At 44.1% G+C, this 25,525-nt stretch carries 21 protein-coding genes; 19 read left to right on the top strand and 2 right to left on the bottom strand.

The genetic code is table 11. The features are described 5' to 3' along the window. The 8 genes from FS628_RS17000 (at position 1) to FS628_RS16960 (ending at position 7,441) form a co-directional block, all read left to right on the top strand. Positions 1 to 753 (top strand): lantibiotic immunity ABC transporter MutE/EpiE family permease subunit, encoded by a 753-nt coding sequence (locus FS628_RS17000; RefSeq protein ID WP_145323711.1) that lies wholly within the window; start codon positions 1 to 3, stop codon positions 751 to 753. After that, complete coding sequence (locus FS628_RS16995; RefSeq protein ID WP_145323709.1) at positions 750 to 1,451, top strand: BsaG family lantibiotic immunity ABC transporter permease subunit; 702 nt, start codon at positions 750 to 752, stop codon at positions 1,449 to 1,451. The genes FS628_RS17000 and FS628_RS16995 overlap by 4 nt, the downstream gene beginning before the upstream one ends. Beyond that, entirely contained in the window at positions 1,444 to 2,139 is a 696-nt protein-coding gene (locus FS628_RS16990; protein WP_145323707.1) for a response regulator transcription factor, read from the top strand. Before FS628_RS16995 ends, FS628_RS16990 begins: the two co-directional genes overlap by 8 nt. A 50-nt stretch (positions 2,140 to 2,189) precedes the next feature. After that, positions 2,190 to 3,521 carry a HAMP domain-containing sensor histidine kinase gene (locus FS628_RS16985; RefSeq protein WP_222125246.1) on the top strand — a complete coding sequence of 444 codons (1,332 nt, stop codon included), beginning with the start codon at positions 2,190 to 2,192 and terminating at the stop codon, positions 3,519 to 3,521. A gap of 752 nt (positions 3,522 to 4,273) precedes the next feature. Then, entirely contained in the window at positions 4,274 to 4,876 is a 603-nt protein-coding gene (locus FS628_RS16980) for a hypothetical protein (protein ID WP_260871069.1), read from the top strand. Positions 4,877 to 5,048: 172 nt separating this feature from the next. Then, on the top strand, positions 5,049 to 5,582 hold the full coding sequence (locus FS628_RS16975) for a hypothetical protein (protein WP_145323702.1): 534 nt from the start codon (positions 5,049 to 5,051) through the stop codon (positions 5,580 to 5,582). Positions 5,583 to 6,441: 859 nt separating this feature from the next. Then, on the top strand, positions 6,442 to 6,903 hold the full coding sequence (locus FS628_RS16965; RefSeq protein ID WP_145323700.1) for an NUDIX domain-containing protein: 462 nt from the start codon (positions 6,442 to 6,444) through the stop codon (positions 6,901 to 6,903). Positions 6,904 to 7,033: 130 nt separating this feature from the next. Beyond that, positions 7,034 to 7,441: a hypothetical protein gene (locus tag FS628_RS16960; RefSeq protein ID WP_222125245.1), complete on the top strand. Its 408-nt coding sequence runs from the start codon at positions 7,034 to 7,036 to the stop codon at positions 7,439 to 7,441. Between the two features lie 149 nt (positions 7,442 to 7,590). Here the strand turns inward: FS628_RS16960 and FS628_RS16955 are convergent, their stop codons facing one another. Then, positions 7,591 to 7,965 (bottom strand): iron-sulfur cluster biosynthesis family protein, encoded by a 375-nt coding sequence (locus tag FS628_RS16955; protein WP_260871068.1) that lies wholly within the window; start codon positions 7,963 to 7,965, stop codon positions 7,591 to 7,593. A gap of 276 nt (positions 7,966 to 8,241) precedes the next feature. On the opposite strand from FS628_RS16955, the gene FS628_RS16950 reads away from it, so the two are divergent. From FS628_RS16950 to FS628_RS16915, 8 genes are all read left to right on the top strand, one after another. Further along, positions 8,242 to 9,270: a LacI family DNA-binding transcriptional regulator gene (locus tag FS628_RS16950; protein WP_145323696.1), complete on the top strand. Its 1,029-nt coding sequence runs from the start codon at positions 8,242 to 8,244 to the stop codon at positions 9,268 to 9,270. Positions 9,271 to 9,451: 181 nt separating this feature from the next. Then, on the top strand, positions 9,452 to 10,723 hold the full coding sequence (locus FS628_RS16945) for an ABC transporter substrate-binding protein (protein ID WP_145323694.1): 1,272 nt from the start codon (positions 9,452 to 9,454) through the stop codon (positions 10,721 to 10,723). Positions 10,724 to 10,813: 90 nt separating this feature from the next. Continuing rightward, positions 10,814 to 11,701 carry a carbohydrate ABC transporter permease gene (locus FS628_RS16940; protein WP_036668619.1) on the top strand — a complete coding sequence of 296 codons (888 nt, stop codon included), beginning with the start codon at positions 10,814 to 10,816 and terminating at the stop codon, positions 11,699 to 11,701. Continuing rightward, a complete protein-coding gene (locus FS628_RS16935) occupies positions 11,694 to 12,539 on the top strand; it encodes a carbohydrate ABC transporter permease (protein ID WP_145323692.1) in 846 nt (281 codons plus the stop codon). Before FS628_RS16940 ends, FS628_RS16935 begins: the two co-directional genes overlap by 8 nt. 92 nt (positions 12,540 to 12,631) lie before the next feature. Further along, positions 12,632 to 14,128: a glycoside hydrolase family 30 protein gene (locus tag FS628_RS16930; RefSeq protein WP_145323690.1), complete on the top strand. Its 1,497-nt coding sequence runs from the start codon at positions 12,632 to 12,634 to the stop codon at positions 14,126 to 14,128. 519 nt (positions 14,129 to 14,647) lie between these two features. Beyond that, the gene (locus tag FS628_RS16925) at positions 14,648 to 17,686 is read left to right on the top strand and encodes a beta-galactosidase (RefSeq protein WP_145323688.1); all 3,039 of its coding nucleotides are present in this window, start codon (positions 14,648 to 14,650) and stop codon (positions 17,684 to 17,686) included. A gap of 386 nt (positions 17,687 to 18,072) precedes the next feature. Continuing rightward, positions 18,073 to 19,413, top strand: a complete 1,341-nt coding sequence (locus FS628_RS16920) for a glycoside hydrolase family 43 protein (protein WP_145323686.1) — start codon at positions 18,073 to 18,075, stop codon at positions 19,411 to 19,413. 243 nt (positions 19,414 to 19,656) lie between these two features. Continuing rightward, entirely contained in the window at positions 19,657 to 21,501 is a 1,845-nt protein-coding gene (locus tag FS628_RS16915; RefSeq protein ID WP_145323684.1) for an RICIN domain-containing protein, read from the top strand. 138 nt (positions 21,502 to 21,639) lie between these two features. On the opposite strand, the gene solA is transcribed toward FS628_RS16915, so the two are convergent. Then, on the bottom strand, positions 21,640 to 22,776 hold the full coding sequence (gene solA / locus FS628_RS16910) for an N-methyl-L-tryptophan oxidase (RefSeq protein ID WP_145323682.1): 1,137 nt from the start codon (positions 22,774 to 22,776) through the stop codon (positions 21,640 to 21,642). Positions 22,777 to 22,942: 166 nt separating this feature from the next. Between solA and FS628_RS16905 the strand changes: the two genes are divergently transcribed. From FS628_RS16905 to FS628_RS16895, 3 genes are all read left to right on the top strand, one after another. Next, on the top strand, positions 22,943 to 23,500 hold the full coding sequence (locus FS628_RS16905; RefSeq protein WP_145323680.1) for a GNAT family N-acetyltransferase: 558 nt from the start codon (positions 22,943 to 22,945) through the stop codon (positions 23,498 to 23,500). An 85-nt stretch (positions 23,501 to 23,585) separates the two neighbouring features. Then, entirely contained in the window at positions 23,586 to 24,341 is a 756-nt protein-coding gene (locus FS628_RS16900) for an exodeoxyribonuclease III (RefSeq protein WP_145323678.1), read from the top strand. A 185-nt stretch (positions 24,342 to 24,526) separates the two neighbouring features. Then, positions 24,527 to 25,510 carry an alpha/beta fold hydrolase gene (locus tag FS628_RS16895; protein WP_145323676.1) on the top strand — a complete coding sequence of 328 codons (984 nt, stop codon included), beginning with the start codon at positions 24,527 to 24,529 and terminating at the stop codon, positions 25,508 to 25,510. Positions 25,511 to 25,525 lie beyond the last annotated feature (15 nt).

Raw genomic sequence — 25,525 nt, 5'->3', positions numbered from 1 at the left:
ATGTCTAATTTTATTCAAGCTGAATTATTAAAAATGAAATCATCTTTATCGAAGAAATTACTTTTAGCTATTCCAATTTTCTTTCTAGCCTTTGCTATTTTTTCAAATATATATGCGGAGCAACAGTCGTCTACAAATGTTTTTTTAACAATTGTTTTTAATCTTTGGCCTATATTTTTCCTGCCTGTGGGTTTGGCTATGGCATGTGGGATGAATATTAATCAAGAGAAAAAAATTGGTGATTATAAAAACGTTTTGTCAAACAACATATCTTTATCCAAAATGTTTTTTTCTAAAGTTGTTGTAATTTTAATTTACCAATGTGTCTCGGCAGTATTGATAGCTGCTGCGTCTATATTGGGTTCATTGCTAATATATAATGAATTGCCAATCATACCCCAAGTAATTATGACAACAGCGTTCATAGTAATTGTTGCTTTACCATTAATTCCTTTCAGTTTAATTGTAAGCAAGTATATCGGTGTACTTATGACGACTTTAATAAACCTGATTGGTGCCGTCGGCTCAGTGTTTATCGCTTTAAAATCTTATTTTTGGGTTCTTCCTTGGGGAAGTATGTTAAGGGTACCAGCGGAAACAATGGGAATCCATCCTAATGGTACCCCCATTGAAAACTTCAATTTAGTACCAGACTTTCATGTTTTAGCTATAGCTATGGGAGTTAGTGTGGTATATTTCCTAATTTTAATGTGGTTATCCAATAAGATTTTTAAAAGGAAGATGTATATATGAAATATTTAAATGTTATGCTTTATAAAATGGCAAAATCCTTTTGGTTTCTTATAATGATTTTAGCTCCTATTATATATGGTGTTAGCTTATTTTTATATCTTGAGAGGTATGATTCTCTAAAGCATATATTCGTTGACTATACGGTCTATTTTAATAGTGCAATACCATTTGGTATTTCGCTTATGATAAGTCTGTATGTTAGATACGAAGAACAGATAGGACACTTCAATCACCTTTTACAGTTGCGAAGCAGAAAAGAGTGGAGTACGGATTTAATCTTGGTAAGTTTAGGTTCAGTTATGTTCAGTACATTAGTTAGTTGCATACCATTATGGATGCTTATTGGTAATCATTTCACAGGGGATATTTTATTATATTCTATTTTAACAACGATATTTTCTTTACCCGTTATAATTATTTTATGTTTCACAGCATTAAAAATAAATACAAGTGTATGTCTCGGTATGGGAATCTTTTTCAGTATATTTCTTATCTATTTTGGTGCAAACAGTTTAGGGGATTCCATATGGCAGTACATTCCTTTACTGTATGGCACAAGATATTTACATCTGCTAACCATTGGTGACTATGGATATTCCACTTTGGTGTGGGGGCTATACACTAGTGTGAGTGTGATTTTATTCGTAGCATTTGTAATATGGTTTAATAAATGGGAGGGGAGGACAATTAGTGAATAAGAAAATATTGATTGCGGAAGACGAAGAAGATATGAGACAGATACTCTCGCTTCATCTGACTTCCAAGGGGTATATAGTTTCGGAAGCAAAAGATGGCATAGAAGCGATTGATAAGGCAGAAGCAGATGTTGACTTAATTCTGCTGGATATCATGATGCCAGGGTATGATGGATTAGAAGTGTGCAAACAAATTCGTAATCAAGTAATTTGCCCAATAATATTCATTAGTGCCGCTTCAGATTATATGAATAAGATGAAGGCATTTTCTTTAGGAGGTGATGATTTTATATCTAAACCTTTCTCCTTGAAGCTGTTAACATATAAGGTTGAAGCCTTATTTAAAATGAGAGAACGTCTTCTGCAAAATCATGATGAAAGTAAACGAAAAAAAATATTGATTGACGATCTAGTTGTTGATATAACTTCACGAGAGATTATGTATAATAAAAAGGTGATCCCCTTTACTAAAAAAGAATTTGATTTATTGGTCTTGTTACTTTCATCGCCAAAGCAGGTTTTTACCAAAGAACATATATATGAGCGTATAAGTGGAATTGATGGACAAGGAGATGCAAGTTCTGTAGTGGAGCATATTAAAAATATAAGAAGTAAATTATCGTTTGCCGGTTTTCCTGAAAATTATCTACAAACCGTTTGGGGAATAGGGTACCAATGGAACAGTCAATAATCAAGGATATAAGAAGGTTATATATCAAAAGCATAATATGGACTATTATAATGAGTGTATTTACAATTATTATTTCAATTTTGGTTATTTTTGCAACTATTGAACGGACGGCTAATCATAGTGAAAAACTAGTCCATAAACAGAGCAAAAGCATGACGGATCATCCATCCGAATATATGAAGTCTTCTAAATTCAATGAGATGAAAAGGAATCTGAAAAAGAATGATATCATCCTAAACAAATTTAGCCCCATTGGTGAGTTCATTGATGGTAGTGAAAAATTCAGTGGTTTATTTCGGGGAGTAAATGTTGTTAATACGTTTAATAGTGCTCATTTTTACAAAGATTACTATCATCTCGTCCAGCCAATAGTAATTGAAAATCAAATTAAAGGACTTTGGGTTTATTCTTATCAGATAAAAAGTCGGCATTCTGTTTCTGGCTATATTATGTTTGGGTTAATAATTATCCCTTTAATATCACCGATTATTTATTTCATTATATTTTCGAGATCCTTTATTAATAAGCTTTATTATTCCGTAAAAGCTCCTTTGGAGGAGTTATTAAATGCGTCGATTATGATTAAAAATAAAAATTTGGAATTTAACCTTAGTTATAATAGTAATAATGAAATTGGCGAATTAACACAGTCATTTAGACAAATGCAAGGAGAACTAAAGAAGTCTTTATATAAAAATTGGCAACACGACTCAGAGTGGGCAGTTATGATGTCTAGCTTGTCACACGATCTAAAAACACCTGCTACACTCATTGCTTTAAGTACTGAAATGTTAAATAATGTGGACGATTTAACACCTAATCAACAATTACAGATAGACATTATAAATAGAAACATCTTAAAGGTAAATAATATATTAGAAAGTATGGGACAAGCAAGTAACATCAAGGATCCAACATTGATTTATGATGTTACATCTATTGATGAATTAATCAAAGACGTGGAAAATGATTTTATTCACTTAATGGAAAAGAAAAATATTCAATATGAGCATAATTTGAAAATAAATAATCACGTGGAAATTCCTTACCTAAAGGTCAATCGAATCTTAGAGAATCTTTTTGCCAATGCTATTCAATATACGCCGGAAAATGGTAAAATTCGTTTTTTTGTTAAGGAAAAAGGCAATAACATTCATTTCGCCATTGAGGATTCGGGAGTGGGAATAGAAAAGGAACACCGTGATTTGGTGTTTTCCAAACAATTTAGGGAAGATAGATCAAGATCTAATTCGTTGGGTAACGCTGGTTTAGGTTTGTTTATTACTAAAAAACTTGTTGATGAACTATACGGAAATATTGAAGTTGTAGATCCCTTAGTGTTATCGGGGGCACGTATTGAATTTAATATTCCGTATAAGTAATCTTTCCCTTTTTAAGGATGTAAACTTAAAAAGTTATAAATCTACAGATCAGATACGAAAGCCTAATTTCTCTCTAAAAGAAGGAGGAATTAGGCTTCTTTATTCTTCATTATTTTCAATATTTCACAAAAGATAAATGGGTGACAACAAGTGATAAGCTTTTTATCAACAGTAAATAAGATGACAAATAGTACACATTCTCTTGGCGTGATTGGATAGTATATTAACTACTCTGGTTTTTAATTATTTTTCAGTCTCTCCTTAAAGAAGTCAGCTATATTATTTTGATTTTGAATTTCCTTCTCCTGTAAAATCCAAAGGTATCCTAAGGGGTTGGAGAATATGTTTTTTAGAGCAGTATTTGATTAGAAAAGTGGTTTGGGCTGCAAATGATAAGGATATAGGTGATTTAAAAAATTCAGTTTGTTGCAGCCCCTTACAGAGATTTAGAATTGAGACAAAGAAAAATGTTAGCAGAATGGAACAACAGCCGTGGGTATAGCGATAATCATTGGAATGATGAATTAGTAAATGAAACTGTTCAATAATAAATGAAACTTTGCACCTGATGTATTAAGCTAACGGGAAACGTTAGTTCAATAAACCCAAGGAAGCAGCTGACTATCGTGATCGGCTGCTTTTGTTCAACTAACGGGCAGGATAGTTTATTGAAGGCGGAGAATAATATCTGATAGAACTCGATAACAAAGCCAAGGTAACTTTATAATTTTACAATTGTAGAGGGGAGATCAATGTTGAAACGAATGCCTTTTGAACGCCCAACGGAGCATTATGACGAACGAATTTATAAAATTGACGAACAAATTTGTGAAATGTTGAAACTTCGGAAGCAGCTTTCAAACAACAATCCTGGTTTCCCACCATTTGAATATATCTCTAAATGGGCAGAAACTTTTGAACTTTACGAGGATTTTCTGAAAGCCGTTTTTGGAACATTGAGAAGTGAAGAGCATTATAAACCAATGGTTGATCCATCGGATTTCAGAAAACATATACCCGTATTAAAATCAGTCGAAAAAGGGAATTTCTTTTATACTTTAAATTCAATAAAGCAATATAATAATGCAAGTGTAGTGACTTTTAATATTGATTGGGATGAGACTGAGGTACCCTCATTTGCTAATAATCACCACCATTTTGAATTGCAAATTGGAGAAGAATATGATTGCCGAATGCTAAAAGGTGGTGGTCATTCAGGTCATGCTTTTACTAATTATGTAGTATCACCGCCATTACCTGATAAAACTCCAGGACTTGAGTTAACGTTCATAGAATATTTTAAGCCATTCAGTGAAAAGGAGACGGGAACAAAGATTGTCTTTAGTCTTGAATAGCTTCAACAAGCATGGATTAAACTATCAGGAAACGATAGCGATATGAAACAAAGAGCAGCCGACCAATGTGATCGGTTGCTTTTTTTCAGCCAACGGGCAGGATACTTTAAGTACAAAAGGGAACTACATACCTCATATAGAACACTTTATTTCTAATAGGGAGGGGAACAATATGTTGAATAAGAGACAATTTATTGAGATGACAGTTAAAGAACAACGTTCAGTAGTATTTAAAGATAATAATCAAGATGAATTTTTCCGTGGTGTTTCTAAAGAATTAAATGAGGGCTGTCTATTTGTTGAAACAGAAGAAGGCATAAACATAAAAATTGAAATGGATGACATCATTGAGATTTATGCTATCAAGTCTTCATCTCCTGGACATATTTCTATACAATCCCCCAGTTTGATGAGAGGTAGCAAAGATGACCTTGAAAACCTTGTACTCCTGTTTGAAGGTTTAAATGACGATGTAAAGAAACAAATTATCTTTTCTTTATCCAAAGTACTGGGTAAGCAAGTGATCATTTCGAAAATGGATATGACTTCATACAATACATCTGAAATTGAGATGATTGCTAACACAATAAATGGATATATACTCACTATTAAAACACAGGATATTTCTTGTTTGGAAATTTCTAAATCATACAACAATATGGATTTACCTCAAAAGACTTATTTGGGGCAAGGGTTAGATAATTAATCAACTAACGGGAAAAGATAGCTCAATAAAACCAACAAAGCAGCTGACCAATGTGATCAGCTGCTTTTGTTCAACTATCGGGCAGGTTACGCAACATAACAATTATTGGAAACGTCTAAAGAAAAACGAGTACGGAGGTTGTAAGATGATATTTTTGTCTATTTGCATAATATTCGTTACTATCGCGATCGTCGTTCTAAGAAAAGCTGGTGTGCTATACCCTTTCTCTAAGGGATTCGCATTGGCTACTGGTATATCCTTGTTAGCTGTTGCTTGTCTTGCCCAAAACTACACTCAGAGTTTAATTCCCGTAGCTAACGATGGAATAGCCATATCTAACCAGATAGCTTACTGGATAATAGGTGAAGATGGTTGGTCTCATGATTTGTTTTTGAATACTTTTAAACTATCGTTTTTTTTCACCGGAATTATTATCATACTTTATCCAGTAATTCTTGTAGCTGAGTCGAAATTTTCTTCAAAGGCTTTATGCTCATTACGCTAACGGGAAACGATAGCTCAATAATACAAAGAAAGCAGCTGATCAATGTGATCGGCTGTTTTTGTTCAACTAACGGCAAGATTACGTTATTGGTAAATGAGCAAAATTATATACTTGACTCTAAAGTACTATAGTGGGTATTATTTCCATATATTGATGATTAGGAGAATGGCCGATGTTAATTCAAGAATTAAAACAATCTCACCATCATGAAAAGCGTTAATCCATTCCTAAAAAATTTGGGGTGGGTTAACGCTATTCGGCTCCCCATCCTGTGAGATATGAACGCGCAGGACTTAGGTCTAGCGCTTTTTTTATTTTGGTTACAAAAGAAATGGAGGAGTAAAAGTGGCAATCATGACAGATTCAAGAGGTAACATTTTTTTGGAATTTATTCGTATCGAGTACGATAAGGTCATTACAAGCACACTGGATGCTCCACTAACACATGCTCTAATTGTGGTGAAGTGCCAAGGAAAGTATCTATTCATGCAGAATAAGTGGAGAAACAACTGGGAACTTCCAGGTGGTATTATTGAAGCTGGAGAGAATGCGGAGCAATGTGTAATTAGAGAATTGTTTGAGGAAACCAATCAAAATATGGATACGGCGGAATTCAAAGGACTAATGAAGTTTAGACTCCAGCCAAGTTTTCATGGACCTGAACGGACAGAATATGGAGCTCTGTTCATGGGTGAACTGTGCCAACTTGATGATTTTGTTGAAAACGATGAAGCTTCTTCAATTATCCTTTGGGATGGTACATCGGAGATTGGTGATATCGCAGAAATAGATAGGAGGTTAATTGAATTCGTGTGATACATGATTGAACTAACAGTAAACGATAGTTCAGGGGAATCAAGGAACAAATGGAGCAACCCTTTCTATGTATCATTCGTTAGAGTATAAGAGGTGGTATGAAATTAATAAAATGAGTAGTAGTGTCATAATGTTGGTGTTAGCGGTATCCATGATATTTGCGGGGTGTTCACCAAAAGAAAAAAATGAAGATACAATTACTGAACGTGTAGTAGCATCTGATTTCGTTCTTGAAGTAACAACACCAACAGTTTTAGATACTGGCGAGGCACTGAAAGTAAAAGGAACTCTAAAATATACAGGTATTAAACCTGTTGAAGTATCTCATGGAGAACCAATTATTCGTTTTTTCTTCTCCGGTAGTAACGAGGAGCGTAATTATGCGGATGTGGGATATGTAACTGAGTTTAAGTCAGGTCAAGTGGTTGAGGTTGAAGATGAGTTTATAGTAACCAAAAAAGGGAAACAAAATCTCTTTGTGGATATGACCGCGGATATCTCTATAACCATGAATCCGATTGAAATTCTTGTGAAGTAATCTTAGTAAAATTGAAATAAAAGAAACGATAGCTCAAATGAAATGTTTAAGAAAATAGTGGCTAATGAACACATTGAAATGATAAAAAACCTCCCGTCCCGCATAATATCTGGGGTTGGGAGGTTTTGATTATAGTGCTGATTCAACGTTTATCGTACAAACCATCCGGTGGGCTGAGGGGCTAAGTCTGCGGTATCTCGTAAATCATGGACTTTGACGTTGCTGCCATAGATCATGGAATCACTGCTCAGTCGGAACGAGGGGAAACTGTGCTCGGATTGCAGACGCAGAGAGGGTTCAAAGTAAATCTGCTGCTGTTTGTTGATTACAAACGGAAGCGAACCTGCTTCTACAGTAACATCATCGCTATCCAGGTCGTTCAAGATCAGAAGTACCGCAATTCCGTCACAACCGCATCCATCGGTATCATAAAACAATTTGAAATAGCCCGGTCGATCTCCCAGCTTTTCAGTAAGTCTTGCTTCTGCCAGCGGACTGACTTGAATGATCATGACGTCGTTCACACTCCTCTAATCTCCAATGAATTCGCTTACAATTTAATATATGGACCATAAACGCAGATTAGAAGGAGAAATAAAGAAAAGCAAACATGTCCTGTGAAAATAATGACACTAATGAGTAATGCATCGAACAATTCACGTATGAATGTCATACCCGAACTTCTGTTGGTCCAGTGTGAAATTATTCGCCCATCAATGAAACCCATTTCATCGCCATTCCTTATCTGGTATGATAAGCAGGGAAATTAGGGAAAATTAGAGAAAAAGGAAGGTTCCGCTATGACACCGATCACCATATACGACATCGCCAAGGAAGCAAATGTATCTGTCGCGACAGTCTCCCGGGTGCTGAATGATACGGCACCTGTGCGTGCAAGCACAAGGGAGAAGATTATGTCCATCATTGAAAAACACCAGTTTCAGCCCAACGCGCAGGCGCGCAGTCTGATCAAGAAAGAGACGGGCACCATTGCCATTATCCTGCCGGACATTACAAACCCCTTCTTCCCGGAAGTCTTCTGGGGTGCGGAGAATGAGGCTCGCGGATTGGGGTACACGTTTTTTCTCTGCAATACTGCAGGCGACTATAACAGGGAATCTGAATATTTGTCCATCCTGAGAGAGAAGCGGGTAGACGGGATTATCTTTCTCGGCGGGCGAATCAATATGCAGGTCTGTCCGGATGACATGGCTCAGGAATTGATTGATATGGGCAAACGTATGCCGATCGTGTTGGTCAATGGCAATATTGCCAAAGGCGGGTTCCACCGGGTGTACACAGATGAAGGGGCAGGGGCAGCCCTGGTAGCTGAGCATTTGCTTGAACTGGGACATCGCGATATCGCCTTTGTCGGCGGTCTGAAAGAGTTGTCCACCACCATGGTCAAGGTCAGAGCTGTGCAGAAAAAACTTCGCGAGCATGGGCTCGAAATCCCGAAAGATCGTCAGCTCCTCGGTAGTTTCTCCATCGACGACGGCAAACGCGAGATGTCAAAACTGCTGGATCGTGACAATCCACCAACCGCAGTCATCTGCGTTAATGACAACACGGCGATTGGTGCCATCAAGTCGACGATTGAGCATGGGCTCTCCATTCCGAAGGATATCTCCATTGTGGGTTTCGATGACACACCGCTCGCCAGTGCCGTCATACCGGAACTGACAACCGTATCCCAGAACACGTATCAGCTTGGCAAACAGGCTGTGGATGTACTTCATGAGCTGATTAACCAAGGTAAACCGAAGAAGCAGATCATTCTGCAACCGGAGCTGATTGTGCGTCAAAGTACAGGACCTGCTGCAAGATAAGGGGGCCTGTAATTGGAAAAGAAAGCGTTGACATTTCCTTGAAGGGTGAAATATAATGAGTGCGTGAATGAAACCCCTTTCATAAAGTGGAACGGGTTTTATGTTTCAGCTTAATGAAACCCATTTCATGAAACGGGTTTCAGTGTAGTCATCCATTCATTAGTTCAAGGGGGCGTAACGTATGAGAAGAAGTTTTAAGGTCATTTCGTTATTGATGCTGGTCATGGTAATGGGTCTGACAGCCTGTAGCAGCGGGAGTAACAACGGGTCTTCCGGCGAGTCCGGTGGCAAGGTTGATCTGAGCATGACGATCTGGGGCTCAGAGGATGAGAAGAAGATTTATCAGGAGCGACTCGACATTGTGAAGCAGAAGTATCCCGATATTAACGTGAAGCTCAATGTGGTTGCAGGGGATTATGACCAAAAGGTACAGACGATGATCGCCGGGGGAACAGCGCCGGATATCATGATGATTGCCGAGAACTATCAGGCTTACGCCTCCAAGAATCAGATAATACCGCTGGACGACATGATTCAGGCTAACAATGTGAACATGTCCGAACGTTATTCCGATGATATTGCAAACCTGATGAAGTATGATGGCAAGCAATTCGGTTTGCCGGATCGTGCAGGAGCGATGGTCCTCTTCTATAACAAAGATCTGTTCGACAAGGCTGGAGTGGAATATCCAACCAAAGATTGGACGCAAGACGATCTGATGGCGGCAGCTCAGAAGCTGACGGTGAAGGAGAATGGCAAAACGGTGCAATGGGGTTACTACCCAGGCAGCTGGTGGCCGCAATGGATGCAGCTTATCTACCAGAACGGTGGCTCACTGTTCGATGAGAGCGGTAAACCGACCTTCAATACAGAGCCTGTGCGTAAAGCATTGCAATTCATGAACGACTTGACCTTCACACACGGTGCGGGACCAACGCCAACCGAGATTGCCGACATGGGTAATATCGGAGCTGATCCGCTGTTCGCTCAAGGCAAGATCGCCATGGAAACGACAGGGTTCTGGAACATTGGTTCGCTTGCCAAGGTGGAAGGCATTAACTGGGATATCTCTCCGGTATGGGGCGAAACGAACGCATTCTTCAACGGGTTAACGATTACCAACGCTTCCAAACACAAGGAAGAAGCATTCAAAGTGATTGAAGAATTGACCACACCTGAAGCACAGATGCCAATGGTCAAAGCCGGTCAGGATGCTCCTGCAACCAAAGCAGGTCTGTCCAGTGATGAATTCCTGAATGCCGAATATGGCGGCAAGAAAATCAACATGGCTGCGTTCAGTGAATCGACCATCTATGCAGAACCGTTCAACCCGCAGTGGAACGAAATGATGAAGCTCATTAACGATAAGTTGGGTGTGTACTTCAACAACAAAGCTTCGCTTGATGATACCGTAACTGAGATCCAGAGTGGACTGGAAAGACTCTACAAATAGAGGTTGTTCAAATAGCATCGACAGGAGGACAGGTGGAATTCGGCGTGAATGCGGGTTCCATCTGCTCTCTGCGTCATGGGAGGGCTTAACGTGAGAAAAAAGGACGGGAAATGGTTCTACATCTTCATCTCGCCTTGGCTGATCGGGTTTCTGGGGCTGACCCTGGGGCCGATCCTGTTTTCCATCTATATGAGCTTCACGAATTGGGATCTGTTCCAGTCCCCTGAATTTATTGGCATCGACAATTATAAAACACTACTGACCGATGATCCGATCTTCTGGAAGTCCGTCGGCAATACATTCTTCTATGCGCTGATATCCATTCCGCTGGGCATGTCGATCTCGCTCTGGATTGCCTATTACCTGAACAAGAAGATCAAAGGGATCACTTTCTTCCGTATTCTGTTCTATCTGCCTTCCGTCGTTCCGGTAGTTGCGAGTTCATTGCTCTTCATCCACTTGCTTGCACCGACGGAAGGATTGATCAACCAGGCACTTGCGATCTTTGGAATTCAGGGTCCTGCCTGGCTTCTTGATCCGAACTGGGTTAAGCCTGCATTGATCCTCATGTCGCTATGGGGTGTGGGTGGTGGCGTGGTATTACTGCTTGCAGGTATGAAAGGAATACCGCAGGAACTGTACGAGGCCGCTGCCATCGATGGGGCGAAGAGTACACAGTCGTTCTTCCATATTACATTCCCAATGCTGACGCCCGTCATTTTCTTCAATCTCGTGACTGGCATGATTGGAGCGCTCCAGACCTTCGCGCAGGTATTCATTGTTACTGCCGGGGGACCTGACAATTCAAGTCAGATGGTTGTGCCCTACTTGTTCCAGAATGCGTTCCAATTCTACAAAATGGGATATGCATCGGCGATTGCCTGGGTACTATTCATCATCATCATGGCGTTGACACTGGTTGTATTCCGTTCATCGGCGCTATGGGTGCACTACGAGGAGGGAAAAGCCAATGAGTAATCCATCGACTGTGGAGAAGACGATATCCTATATTTTTCTGATTCTGGTCGGGGTGCTGCTTGCTTCGCCTTTCCTGTACATGATCTCCATTGCACTGGCAAGTGACGCAACAACCGTCAAGTCAGCCTTTACCTTCGTACCGCTGGAGTTCCAATGGTCGAACTTTTATACGATTTTTACGAATAACAATCTTGGCACGTATCTCAAAAACTCGGTCATCATTACCGTCTTTACGATTGTCGGATCGGTATTGTCAGCTTCGATCGTGTCCTACGGCTTTGCCCGAATCAAGGCGAAAGGCAGCCGTTTCCTGTTTATTGTGTTGCTTAGTACGATGATGATTCCGGGTGAGGTGACGATGGTACCGCAGTTCATCATCTTCCGCCATCTGGACTGGATTAATACATTTTACCCGCTGATCGTACCGAGCTTCTTCGCCGGAGCGTTCAACGTATTCCTGATTCGGCAGTTCGTCATGAGTATTCCCAAATCACTGGATGAAGCCGCCATGATCGATGGTATGGGACATCCAGGAATCTACTGGAAGATCATCATGCCACTGACTTATCCGATACTTGCGGCCATTGCGATCTTCTCTTTCTCCTATAACTGGGGGAACTTCATGGGGCCGCTCATCTATATCAATGATCCGGAGAAAATGCCGCTGGCACTCGGGGTGCAGCTGTTGACTACGGTAGGTGGCGGTCAGATGCCACCGTGGAACCTTGTGATGATCGCTTCCCTGTTCCTCACCATTCCGATGGTGCTGGTATACCTGTTCGGACAGCGTTATGTCTATGAGGCCAACATTAGCGGCGGAAGCAGTGGAATCAAGTAACAGAAGGTGTCTGTAATGTGTTTATATATTGAACCTGACGTTCAAGGACAACGGAGTAATCAACGTACATGGAGAAAGGATTGTTTTAGCCCATGGCGCATAAAGAACAACGCAGCAGAGGCAAACGGAGCTATATCCTCATGGGTGTCGCCCTGATTGCCCTGCTGGCAGGAGGAGGAATTGTTATCAATCATTATGCCAATGAATCATCCAAAACACTTGAGTTCCAAGGGGAGCCGGTACGTCTGAAGCTGGACCAGTCCTATGATCATTTTGAAGGCTGGGGCACGTCACTTGCCTGGTGGGCCAACGATCTTGGCGGATGGAAGGATCAGACGAAGGTTAGTGAAGTGATGGATCTGGTCTTTGATCCGGAGAAAGGGTTAGGTCTGAACATCGTTCGTTACAATATTGGCGGTGAGGAAAATCCGGAGATGAAAGCTCTTCGTCCCGGCGGGGATGTACCTGGCTTCCAGCCTGAACCTGGAGAGTGGGACTGGGATGCCGATGCAGGTCAGCGGGCTGTATTACAAGGCTCGATGGAGCGAGGTGTGAACATTGCTGAAGCATTCTCCAATTCACCACCTTACTGGATGACGATCAGTGGATCGGTTACCGGAGCCGTGGATGGCAGTAATAATCTGCGTGATGATCAGTATGATGCGTTTGCCGATTATCTGACCGAAGTCGTGAAGCATTATCGGGACGAATGGGGGATCACCTTCCGCACACTGAATCCGCTCAATGAACCTTCCTCCGACTGGTGGAAGAAGGGCAATATGCAGGAAGGCAGTCATTTTACGAATGAGAAACAGGCCGAGATTATCAAGAAAGTGGCCGCTTCCCTTCAAAGCAAAGGGCTGGACGGAACGGTCATCAGTGCCGCAGATGATAACAGCATTGATGAGACGGTATTCAATTTTAATCTCTATGATCAGGATACGCTGGACGTGATCCAGCAGATCAATACCCACTCCTATAATGGTAGCAAAATGGAAGAGCTGCGCACGCTGGCAGAACGCCATGGCAAGAAGCTGTGGATGTCCGAGTACGGAACAGGCGGCAGTGAGCCGCACAGTCATGAGGATATGACCTCGGTGCAGGAGCTGGCAGAGCGGATCATGTTCGATCTGAAAATCATGCAGCCATCCGCCTGGGTATACTGGCAGGCCGTTGAAGATGAAGGGGCCAATAACAATTGGGGCTTCATTCATGCCAATTTTAACGGCGAAGAACAGTATGAGATGACCAAGCAGTATTATGGCATGGCCCAGTTTACGAGGTTCATTCGTCCTGGTGCGACAATTATTCCAACGGATGGTGGACGCACGCTGGCTGCCTATGACGCAGAACGTCAGAGACTGGTGCTGGTAATTCGTAATGAATTGTCAGCGGGTACAACGGCGTTTGAACTGGAAGGGTATGCGTACGGAAAATCATCCACCGCGCAGGTGTATCAGACTTCTCCAGATCGGAACATGGAACAGCTTGAAGACATTCCGGTGTATGCCAACGGACTGGAAGTACCTACCGCAGATAATTCCATCACAACCGTTGTACTGGAAGGTGTAACGTTGCAGGCGAACTGATGATTAAGGAATATAAGTTCAACTACAGATTTACACAGAAACGGAGAGGGCAGAAAAAACCTGAAAAAGCGAAGCGTTCGCCTACAAGCTTTCTGCAAGAAAGCTACATCGGAAGCATACGCTATCACCGGATTTTCCCTTTGAGAAAAGGGAATCAAAAAAATCTGGGGATAACAGCGATGGGAAGGTCATTCTGTCATCGGAGTGCCAGTGTAAATATTCATTAGTTGAACTCATATTTTTAAAAGATTACAGGACATATGAACTATATAAATTGAACTAAACATTTACACCAAACGGAGAGGACAGAAAGGACCTGAAGAAGCGGAGCGTGTGCCTACAAGCTTTCTGTAAGAAAGCTAAATCGGAAGCATACGCTATCACCGGATTTTCCCCTTGAGAAAAGGGAATCAAAAAATCTGGGGATAACAGCGATCGGAAGGTTGTTCTGTCATCGAAGTGTGCAGTGTAAATATTCTTTATTCAATTTATATAAATACAGAGAAGGAGGGGACATCTTTGACAGAGAAAGCATCCCTTTTATTTCAGGAACAGGAGAAGAACATCACCAGGGCTGAGAACGGTGTTCAATCCGAATTAACATACGATGCACGCAGTTTCTTCCTAAACGGAGAGCGTGTATTTCTGAACAGTGCAACGATCCATTATTTCCGCATGCCGAAGGAGGAATGGCGTGAGGTTCTGTTGAAGGCGAAGCTGGCAGGCATGAACTGCATCGACACTTACTTTGCGTGGAACGTGCATGAACCGGAAGAAGGACAGTGGTCCTTTGAAGGGGACAACGATTGCGGTGCATTTCTGGATCTGTGCGCAGAACTGGGCATGTGGGTCATTGCGCGTCCGGGTCCATTTATCTGTGCGGAATGGGATTTTGGCGGTTTTCCATACTGGCTTGGTACGAAGGACGGCGTAAAATTCCGGGAAAATAATGAGACGTATCTGCACTATGTGAACCTGTACTTTGACCGGATTGTGCCGATCATTCGGGAACGCCAGCTATCCGCTGGGGGCAGAGTCATTCTGGTTCAGGTGGAGAATGAATACGGGTACCTGATGGATGACGTAGCGGCAAGTGACCACATGAATACGCTGAGAGATGGATTGTTGCAACGTGGCATCGACGCTACGCTGATCACTTGCGTTGGCGGGGCGGAAGGCACGATTGAAGGGGCTAATTTCTGGTCGGGTGCTGACGGACATTATGAGAAACTTCGTGCCAAACAGCCTGAGACACCGAAGATGGTCACGGAATTTTGGACCGGATGGTTCGAGAACTGGGGAGGGCCTTCTGCCATTCAAAAGACGGTACCTTTGCTGGAGAAACGATTCATGGAAATTCTGCGAGCCGGATATACCGGAATCAGCCATTACATGTTCTACGGCGGCACGAACTTCGGTGGATATGGCGGCAGAACGATGGGTAGCAGTGATATCTTCATGATTACGTCCTATGACTATGATGCACCGCTGAATGAATATGGACGAGTGACGCCGAAATATGCGGTAACCAAGAATCTGTCTTATTTCGTACATGCATTCGGGGCACTTCTCATGCAAACAGAGGAAATTCCCGCAGAGCAGAACCATGTACGTCATCCTGAAGGCTTGTCTGTGCGAGGCAGACAAGCGGGTAACCAGAAGATCTGGTTCCTGGAGAGTCACAAGGATGAACGGGAGACGATGCACATTACGCTTGAAGAAGGCCGCACTCTTCCCGTAGCGCTGAATCCCGGACAGATTATTCCATTACTGGATCGGGTACCGATTGCCGAACAAGTATATCTGACTGCAGGAACGATGATTACGGGCAATGAAATGATAAACGGAGAATTGACCCTGTTCATCGTAGCTGCTGCCGGGCAGCGCTCTGTTATTGAACTGGAAGCTGGCGCATTGAACGTCACGGGCAGCACAGTGCAAGTGCTCGTCGAACACGATTCGGCTAGGAACGTATACCGCTTCGATCTGTTTCATTTCAAAGAGCCGGGAACAGTCCAACTGGAAGCAAACGGCACACCGATCCGTTTCATGATTCTAGATCAAGAAACGATGAATCGAACATGGCGATTGGAAGCAACAGAACAGAAGGGACTTCGTTATGCAATAGGCTTCGATGATGTAGACGTGTTGCCATCCGGCCAGGTCAAAGGCATGATCTCTGACCCGGATCGGACGATTACGTTGCTTGGTGACTGGGCCGATGGAGAACGGACGTTCACAGGTCACGAGTTTCTCGTCAGTCAGGAGTCCATCGCTGGAATACAGCAGCAGCTTCCATGGACATCGCCAATTGCACCGACGTTATCTGATTATCCCGAGTTGTCACGTGTTACGTTAACTGCGAAGCAGCGTCCGGCGAGTGCACAACCGGAAGACTTTTCCCGGTATGGACAAGATTTTGGTTATCTATTGTACGAATGCGATTTCGAGAGTCCAATCGAAGGAATCACCAGTCTCATTTTGCCGGACATTCAGGATACCGCCAGAATTATTGTCAATGGAGTACAGCAGGCACTGGTTCGTCAGGTAGGGGCAGCAGGTGTGCAGTTGCAGGTGGACCAAGGGAAGAATACACTTCAGATTCTGGTGCAACATATGGGCAGATTGAATTTCTCTCCACATCTGGGTGAGAGCAAAGGTCTGGCTGGTCCTGCATATCTGGGTGGCAAAGCTCAGGATATTCGTCGAGGTTGGCGCATGGAGAGTGGAAGTGTTCACCTCGATGAAGTGAATTCTCTACAAGAGGCTCCACTTCTAAGCAGAAGCTTTACGCTGGATGGCATGGATCGTGCGATTCTCGTGGGTGCACTGAGCAAAGGCCTTTGTATCAACGGCATCGAAGTTCCGATGGATGGATATCAGGACTGGTTTGCCTTTCAGACGCTGGATCTGTCCCTCTACATCAAGCCGGGAGAGACGAATACATTGGAAATGCCGTATAGCCGTTCACCGTTGAACCGACTGGAACTGATCACGTATCCGAGTGAGGGAGAACTGAAGGGTTGGCGTATGGCAGGGACAGATGCATTGCTTCCGCAACAATGGGAGAGCTCGGGGGTAGGACAAAAATCGGTCCATCCTGAAGCACAGGGGTCAATTCAGCGTGCAGCACACCCTGGTATCGCCGAAGGTGGCAATTCAAGTGCCAATCGGGTAACCCATACCTCGGGTGAATCGGTCAATCGTGCTACGCTGAACGAGAAGTCTCACCCTGTATCCAACCATGATCCAGTCCAAGGCTCGTATGGTCAGCCCGTCTGGTACCGCTGGCGTTTCGCCAAGCCCGTAGTATCCGAGCATCATAAAGTGAACCTGATGCTTCGTCTGACCGGAATGAGTAAAGGAACCATTCACCTGAATGGACATCATCTGGGACGTTATTGGCAGATTGGTCCACAAGAGGATTACAAGATCCCAGTCGCTTGGCTACAGGAAGAGAATGAATTGCTTTTGTTCGATGAAGAAGGCAGAACGCCAGAACGTGTACGATTCATATTGGATGAACTATCCCGTTATCCATGGGTTGCCGTGGAGTAGCGCTCTGAAATAGCATCTATAACGCAAACGAAAAAATTACCTTTTACTGCAGTCAAACTACCTCATTTTCTTAGTTTAAATAACCCGGGTTCATGAGTCTTTGGAGTCAGTCTTGTGAGTAAATTGAGCTAAGGGAATGGGGAGACTGTGGTGATCAGGTCTGTAATTTGAGCAATGGTAACATTCGTAACTTCATTATTGTAACCGTTTACATAAAAGAGAGTGTTCATCCATGATCTGTGAAGGGAGTGATGCTTCATGTAATTGGAATTCGAACAGGTAGTCGTGAGGTGTTGCTCATCAGGGACAGTCTCAGGTACGTTTTGTATTTGGTAATACAGCAAGGTATTCCTCTGTTCATCACTCAGGGATAAGGAGATGACCCAATGTTAACGAAGAATCAAGAGGGAGTAAGAGTAGGAAAGTCCAGCGGTCTCAAGTCCGGGATGATTCTGCTCCTCGGAACATTACTTCTATTAACGATGTTATTCCCTAATACAGCCAGAGCAGCAACAAGTGTCTATACGATATCAGCCTTTACGAACACAAGTGAGTCCAATATGTATATCTACGAATCTTATAATGCGACCCACTATGGTTTGCTCAAAGGGCCAGCTTATACACCTCCGGCCGATCTGATCCGCGATCCCAGCATCATGAAGCACACAGATGGTCTATACTACGTCGTTTACACCACGAACTGGTCAGGTAATACCATCGGTATCGCCTCCAGCCCGGATAAGGTGAACTGGACGTTTGTCCGTAACATTACATTATCCACTCCTACCACGATTGCACACACATGGGCACCGGAATGGTTCAAAGACAGCAACGGCAGTCTGAACGTTATCGTGTCCCTTTCTCCAGGCAACTATGAGAATTTCAAACCTTATGTCATTACCGCTTCAGGCAGCAATCTGACGTCTACCTCATGGTCCGCGCCTACTGAACTGGCAGGCATTGCTCCCAATTATATTGATACCTTTATTGTTCAGACAGGCTCAACCTATCATGCCTTTACCAAGAACGAAACCACCAAATACATTGAATATGCGACAGCGACCTCGCTGACCGGTCCTTATACCTTTAAAGGCACAGGGGATTGGGCCGGCTGGGGCTCTTGGGTTGAAGGTCCGGCGCTTGTTCAGTTGGATAATGGTTCATGGCGAATCTACTTCGACGGTTATGCAACACAAAAATATTATTACAGCGACTCTGCTGACGGTTTCCAGACCTGGGGTGCCAAGCAGGAGATTGCGGGTCTTACCGGACTCGTCCGGCATATGACCGTATTGAAAGAATCCGGACAGCTTGGCGATATCCGCAAGTTGGAGTCATTCAATGTACCGGGCAGCTTCATTCGTCATTCCAACTATCAGGCGCGAATCGATGCCAATATCAGTCCAGCGGAGGATGCACAGTTCCGCATCGTTCCCGGGCTGTCGAATGCAACAGGAATTTCGTTTGAGTCCATGAACTATCCAGGTTATTTCCTGCGCAATAATAATGGAAACATCACATTGGTGAAAAATGACGGCAGCGCCACATTCCGAAATGATGCCACGTTCAAACGTGTCAATGGACTTGCTAACGCCGCTTGGACTTCGTATGCCTCGTTTAGTAACCCTAACTTGTATTTGAGACATTACAATAATGTACTGAAATTGGAAGTTGTCGTTACTGCACTCGATAAGTCAGACGCGACCTTCCGAGAGGTTGCACAATAATAGGTGTTCGTGTTTAAGAAGATATAAATAAGTTAAACTTTTTACACGATAACGTAGAGGTCAGAAATAACTTGAAGAAGCGAAGCGTGCGCCTAAAAGCTTTCTGAAAGAAAGCTGCATCGGAAGCATATGCTATCCCCGGATTTTCCCTTTAAAAGAATAATTAAAAAATCTGGGGATAACAGCGATCGGAAAGTTGTTCTGACATCGGAGTGCAAGTGTAAAATCTAAGGAGTGAAGCGGATGAAGTGGTTAAAACGAATGAGCTCGCTGCTGCTGGCAGGAAGTCTGCTAACAGGCAGTTTGGGACTGGGGACAGAGGTATCTGCTGCGGGAGCTTACACGGCTGTTGCCGATCCATCGAAGCAATACCAGACGATGGAGGGATGGGGAACATCCCTCGCGTGGTGGGGCAAAGTGGTAGGAGAATACTCCAACCGGGATGAGTATGTGGAGAAAATGTTTAACGCAAATACCGGACTCGGTCTGAACATCCTGCGGTACAACATTGGAGGCGGGGATAATCCATCATCCAATATCCTCGAATATCGCAAAGCCGTTCCTGGCTACCAGCCTTCTCCCGGCGTGTATGACTGGACTGCAGATGCGAACCAGCGTTATATGCTGCAAGCCGCCAAAGCTCAAGGCGTGAATGTCATCGAAGCTTTTGCGAATTCTGCACCTTACTGGATGACGATCAGTGGCAATGTGTCCGGTTCGGCGAATGGAGGGAATAACCTCAAGCCTGAGTATGTTGATGATTTTGCCGATTATCTGACTGAGGTCGTGAAGCATTTCCGGGATAACTGGGGGATCACATTCGATAGCGTAACTCCGCTCAATGAACCGATCTCGACGTGGTGGAAGCAGGGCAATGATCAGGAGGGCATGCACTTTGACCGGGCGGATCAGAACACGATTCTGAGTCAGGTACAAACTTCGTTGAATGCGAAGGGCCTGTCCACGAAGCTGAGCGCACCGGAAGAATACAGTATTGATGATACCAATGTGTCTTTTAACAGCTACAGCAGTGCGGTTAAATCATCCATTAGTCAGATCAACACACACACGTATGGCGGAAGCAATCGCACTGCTTTGCGCAACACAGCGACGTCTGCGGGCAAACATCTGTGGACCTCGGAATATGGAGACGGAGATGCAAGCGGACTTACGATGTCACGTACCATCCTTAAGGATATTCGCAATATGGGAGCGAGTGCATGGGTGTATTGGCAAGCCGTGGATAGTGCAGAAGGATGGGGATTCTTCAAGAACGTGTTGAACAATACACAAACGACCAGCTATACGGTGAACCAAAAATATTATGTCATGGGCAATTACAGCAAATTTATTCGTCCCGGATACAAGATTATCGGCATGAGTGATGCCAATACCCTTGCAGCCTATGATGCAGCTTCCGGTAAAGTTGTACTGGTCACAACCAATTCGGAATCGACAGATACAACGGTAACCTATGATCTCAGTCGCTTTACTAACACAGGTACGTCTGCTCAAGTATATCGGACCTCTTCAACAGAGAAGTTGCAGCAATTGACCAATATTACTGTGCAAAACAAAACCTTTACCGCTACGGCCAAGGCCAATTCGGTCACAACCTACGTCATTTCCGGTGCATCTTATAATGGTGGTACAGGATATGAATCCGGCGCCATATACAAATTAATCAACCGTAACAGTGGACTTGCACTTGATGTTAACGGTGCTTCTTCTACGGGTGGGGCAACAATCATTCAGTGGAATGATAATGGAGCAACCAACCAGCAGTGGAAGCTGGAGTCTACAGGCAACGGATATTACAACATTCGCAATGTGGGCAGTGGGCTTTTGTTGGATGTGAATTCGAGTTCTACACAAGGCGGAGCCGCTCTGATTCAGTGGCAGGATAACGGGGGCAACAATCAGCAATGGCTGCCAATTGATGTGGGAGGATATGTGGTACTTGCGAATCGAAACAGTGGCCTGACGGTTGACATCAATCAAGGGTCTCTGACCGCGGGTGCCTCCACGATTCAATGGGCCGACAATGGCGGAGCCAATCAGCAATGGAGCCTAATCAAAGTTAATTAGTGTGAGTTGGCATGAATTAACGTTCGTACGTGTCCTTCTTTCTTGGAGGAGGTGCAGTGCTCTAAGCAACACTGCACCCTCTAAGAAAGTAGCTATTTTAGACATACATATGTTCAAGTTCATTCAGCAGGCCTGTACTTAACGAAAACGGGATAGGGCGAACCTGCTAATATCCTGATCCGTGTGCCCCGTTTGCACCAAGTCGGATAGTATCTGCCCAATGGCACTTGCGAACTTGAAGCCGTGACCGGAGAAACCGCCTGCCAGCCACACACGCTCATGGGCAGGGTGTCGGTCGATAATAAAATCTTCATCCGAAGTGAATTCATACTTGCACACACTACCACGTTTCAATTCTCCAGCTGCCTGAGGCATATGAAGTTCGAGCAGCCTGCGCAGATCACCCTCGTCCGTTTCTTCCGTACCAAAAGGAGCCATCGTACTTCCTGGTGTCCACACTTGACCCGTATCATGACGACCCATCTTCAGACCTGATCCACCAATGCTCGGAAATCCATAATAGGTTCCTTCTTTTCCTGCCAGTGTGAATCCGGGGAAGTGCGCCTCGCCATACAGGGCTTCGGGGGAATCAAACCATCCAACCGTTTTACGTACAGCCTGGATCGGGAGATCCACGAAAGGTTTTAACGTCTGAAACCAGGCACCCGCGCTCAGGATAATTTGATTCGCATGGTATGTCTCACCACCCGAAGTCTGAACTGCAACGGAATGTGGTCCGTATTCGATATGCTCCACAAGCGTGTGCGTTAACAAGGTGGCACCGTGAGCCTCGGCTGCTTTGCGGAAGGCACGAATACAGGGTTCACTATACAAATAACCCGCATCAGGCTCATACATGGCCTCGTAATGTTCAGGTACGGTAATACCTGGCCAGCGTTTCATCACCTCGGCTGCATGCAACGTTTCATAACGAATGTCTGCATCATCTGCATGGCTCAATCGGTTATGAAAGGAATGAATCTCCGGGTCAGCTATATTCAAGACGCCTGATGGAACAAACAGTTGGTCTCCCGTCGTTTCCTCCAGCTCATGCCATAACTTCTGTGCAAGTAGTGCCATGGCAACATAGTCAGGCCCCCCACTGTACACATGGCGAATCAGTCTGGTATCTCCGTGATGGCTTCCTTCCGTATGCGGAGGATCAAAGGCATCCATTAGTAAAACTTTGCATCCACTGCGCGATAGATAATAACCTGCACTCATGCCCATGGAGCCGGCTCCTACGATAATAACGTCATACGATGATGTGGTCATTGTTCCGCCTCCTAGTCTATTTCAAATGTTAATCTTCTAAAGCATAATGTAGTCTCCCTACTTTTAATAGTCAATAGAACAGCTTATAGAGAAGAGAGAGAGATGTTAATAGAACATATTAATAGTAAAATGACTTATATATTGAATGTGATAAAGGAGACCTCGCATGAGTGAGCAATTTACGTTTGACCTGTTTCCCCTAATCCAGACCGACCGATTCGTCCTTCGGTCGGCAGTGGCTAGGGACAGCCAAGACCTGTTGGAGTTATATTCGGATGAAGCTGTGGTCCAATATATGCCATTCACTCCCTTTGAATCCGTGGAGGATGCACAGGGTGAGATGAACTGGTATACGAAGATTTTCAAGGAACACACGGGTTTACGCTGGATGATTGAAGACCGTGAAACTCTTAAAGTGATCGGAACCTGTGGGTTCCTGAACTACGAAGATGTACATAACCGTGCTGAGATCGGATACGACTTGTGTTCGGCTTTCTGGGGCCGCGGTGTTATGACGGAAGTGGCCCATGCTGTGCTGAATTTTGGATTCACGAGCATGCAGCTCAACAAGATCGAAGCGAAGGTTGAACCGGAGAACGAGGCGTCGATTCGCCTGTTACACAAGCTGGGTTTTCAGAAGGAAGGCGTACTTCGACAGCATGAGTTCGAGAAAGGCAGATATATTGACCTTGCGGTGTTCTCCAAGTTACGAAGCGATATTTAGGCAAGTTGGTGTCATTTCCAGGCCGTGAACCTTGTCCTCCTGAATTCGCCCATGCTATATTGGAGAGATGTGAGGAGATGAGGATATGAAGCTGGTGTCCTGGAATGTGAATGGCTTAAGGGCATGTGTGACCAAAGGATTTATGGATTATTATCAGGAGAGTCAGGCGGATATTTTCTGCCTTCAGGAGACCAAATTGCAAGCCGGACAGATTGAGATGGACCTGGGGGAAGACGTGTATCAATATTGGAATTATGCGATCAAAAAAGGATATTCCGGCACAGCAGTATTTAGCCGAATCAAGCCTTTATCTGTGCATTACGGGATGGAGGAAGACAGCGAACCGGAAGGCCGGATGATTACACTGGAGTATGATGATTTTTATCTGGTGAACGTCTATACACCTAACGCGAAGCGGGATCTGACCCGGTTGCCTTACCGTCTGGAATGGGAAGACCGATTCCGAGGTTATATTCTGCAACTGGAGCAGACCAAGCCCGTTATCGTCTGTGGTGACCTGAATGTGGCTCATCAGGAGATCGATCTGAAGAATCCGAAGCCCAATCTGGGTAATTCCGGATTTACCCTTGAAGAGCGTGGCAAGATGACCGATTTGCTTGCTTCTGGTTATGTGGACAGCTTCCGCCACCTGTATCCGGATCGTACGGATGTATACAGTTGGTGGTCTTATATGCCGAAGGTCAGAGAACGGAATGTGGGTTGGCGCATCGATTATTTTCTCGTGTCCAATCAATTGGCGCCGAAGGTTGCTGATGCACATATCGACTGCCACGTGATGGGCAGTGATCATTGCCCGGTCGGTCTAACATTGGAACTCTAGATATAGATGAACTGCAAGTTTCCTTAATCGGAGATTTGCAGTTTTTTTACGTCACGGGTAGGGGAGTGAGACTGGACTTTGGTTGGGGAAAGGACTGGACTCCGGATTGTTTCAATTCCGCTATTTGTTGGGTACGATTGAAGCATACATATATAGATGAACCTTTGGAGTAAGGGGTAGAGAAGATGAAGAAGGGGTTACGGAGAGGGTTAAAAGTGCTGGGAGGCCTGATGCTGGCTGCAGGACTTTTACTGCTGACAGGTGCAGCCTATGAGGCGTATCAATCCACGCAGGATATGAAGTCCTATCCTCCGCCAGGCAAGTACTATGAAGTGAGTGGTCGCAACATGCATCTCTACACCGCTGGCAAAGGAGAAGTCACGGTGGTTTTTGCCTCAGGTTGGGGGACACCCAATCCGTACGTGGATTTCAGTCCGTTGTATGACAAGTTGAAATCAAAGGTGAAAATTGCGGTATACGATCGGTTTGGGTACGGATACAGTGACTATACAGATGAACCTCGTGATGTCGATACCATCTCGGAAGAGATTCATCAGTTACTGCGAACATCTGGCCAACGTCCACCTTACATTATGGTAGGCCACTCCCTTGGTGCTCTGGAGACTCTCCGATATGCGCAAAGGTATCCCGATGAGGTAGCCGGCATGGTCATGATCGATGGAGGCAGTCCTGAATATTACAGTACGGTGGACATGGATACGCCCGAATGGTATTTTACTTCAGTCCGATTCCTGGTTAAAACAGGCATTGCGCGTACATTGCTGCATTCGGATCAGATGATGGCAACACTGGTCATTGACCCGGAGTTGGTTTCTGCGCCGATGAAAAAGGCTGCCACCATTTCTACCCTGAAGCATGCATACAATGACAACGTGATGGATGAGATTCGTCATTCCAAGATCAACGCATTACGTGTGCTGGAGAACAAAAAGGAGTTTCCTTTCCCTCTGACGATCCTGACAGCCGGATCAGATCAACCCAGTGAGGGGAGTCGGGCATGGCAGGCAGATCAAGTGAAATTTGCTTCATGGTCCAGACAAGGAACCCAGCAGATTGTCCCTCACGCCGAGCATTACATCCATAACAGTCAGCCGGATATTGTAGCCGCCGAAATCATGAAATTAGTGACGCCGTCCAGTGACCTATGAGTAACATGATTCCGC

Source organism: Paenibacillus xylanexedens (assembly GCF_007676705.1).
GTDB lineage: Bacteria > Bacillota > Bacilli > Paenibacillales > Paenibacillaceae > Paenibacillus > Paenibacillus xylanexedens_C.
This window is presented reverse-complemented; position numbering and strand designations above follow the sequence as displayed.

Excerpts from the sequence above, each read along its gene's own strand:
- solA (WP_145323682.1), bottom strand. The coding sequence starts at position 22,776 with ATGACCACATCATCGTATGACGTTATTATCGTAGGAGCCGGCTCCATG.
- FS628_RS16920 (WP_145323686.1), top strand. The coding sequence starts at position 18,073 with ATGTTAACGAAGAATCAAGAGGGAGTAAGAGTAGGAAAGTCCAGCGGT.
- FS628_RS16930 (WP_145323690.1), top strand. The coding sequence starts at position 12,632 with ATGGCGCATAAAGAACAACGCAGCAGAGGCAAACGGAGCTATATCCTC.
- FS628_RS16975 (WP_145323702.1), top strand. The coding sequence starts at position 5,049 with ATGTTGAATAAGAGACAATTTATTGAGATGACAGTTAAAGAACAACGT.
- FS628_RS16915 (WP_145323684.1), top strand. The coding sequence starts at position 19,657 with ATGAAGTGGTTAAAACGAATGAGCTCGCTGCTGCTGGCAGGAAGTCTG.
- FS628_RS16995 (WP_145323709.1), top strand. The coding sequence starts at position 750 with ATGAAATATTTAAATGTTATGCTTTATAAAATGGCAAAATCCTTTTGG.
- FS628_RS17000 (WP_145323711.1), top strand. The coding sequence starts at position 1 with ATGTCTAATTTTATTCAAGCTGAATTATTAAAAATGAAATCATCTTTA.
- FS628_RS16950 (WP_145323696.1), top strand. The coding sequence starts at position 8,242 with ATGACACCGATCACCATATACGACATCGCCAAGGAAGCAAATGTATCT.
- FS628_RS16985 (WP_222125246.1), top strand. The coding sequence starts at position 2,190 with ATGAGTGTATTTACAATTATTATTTCAATTTTGGTTATTTTTGCAACT.
- FS628_RS16935 (WP_145323692.1), top strand. The coding sequence starts at position 11,694 with ATGAGTAATCCATCGACTGTGGAGAAGACGATATCCTATATTTTTCTG.
- FS628_RS16965 (WP_145323700.1), top strand. The coding sequence starts at position 6,442 with ATGACAGATTCAAGAGGTAACATTTTTTTGGAATTTATTCGTATCGAG.
- FS628_RS16895 (WP_145323676.1), top strand. The coding sequence starts at position 24,527 with ATGAAGAAGGGGTTACGGAGAGGGTTAAAAGTGCTGGGAGGCCTGATG.
- FS628_RS16960 (WP_222125245.1), top strand. The coding sequence starts at position 7,034 with ATGTTGGTGTTAGCGGTATCCATGATATTTGCGGGGTGTTCACCAAAA.
- FS628_RS16900 (WP_145323678.1), top strand. The coding sequence starts at position 23,586 with ATGAAGCTGGTGTCCTGGAATGTGAATGGCTTAAGGGCATGTGTGACC.
- FS628_RS16945 (WP_145323694.1), top strand. The coding sequence starts at position 9,452 with ATGAGAAGAAGTTTTAAGGTCATTTCGTTATTGATGCTGGTCATGGTA.
- FS628_RS16905 (WP_145323680.1), top strand. The coding sequence starts at position 22,943 with ATGAGTGAGCAATTTACGTTTGACCTGTTTCCCCTAATCCAGACCGAC.
- FS628_RS16980 (WP_260871069.1), top strand. The coding sequence starts at position 4,274 with ATGTTGAAACGAATGCCTTTTGAACGCCCAACGGAGCATTATGACGAA.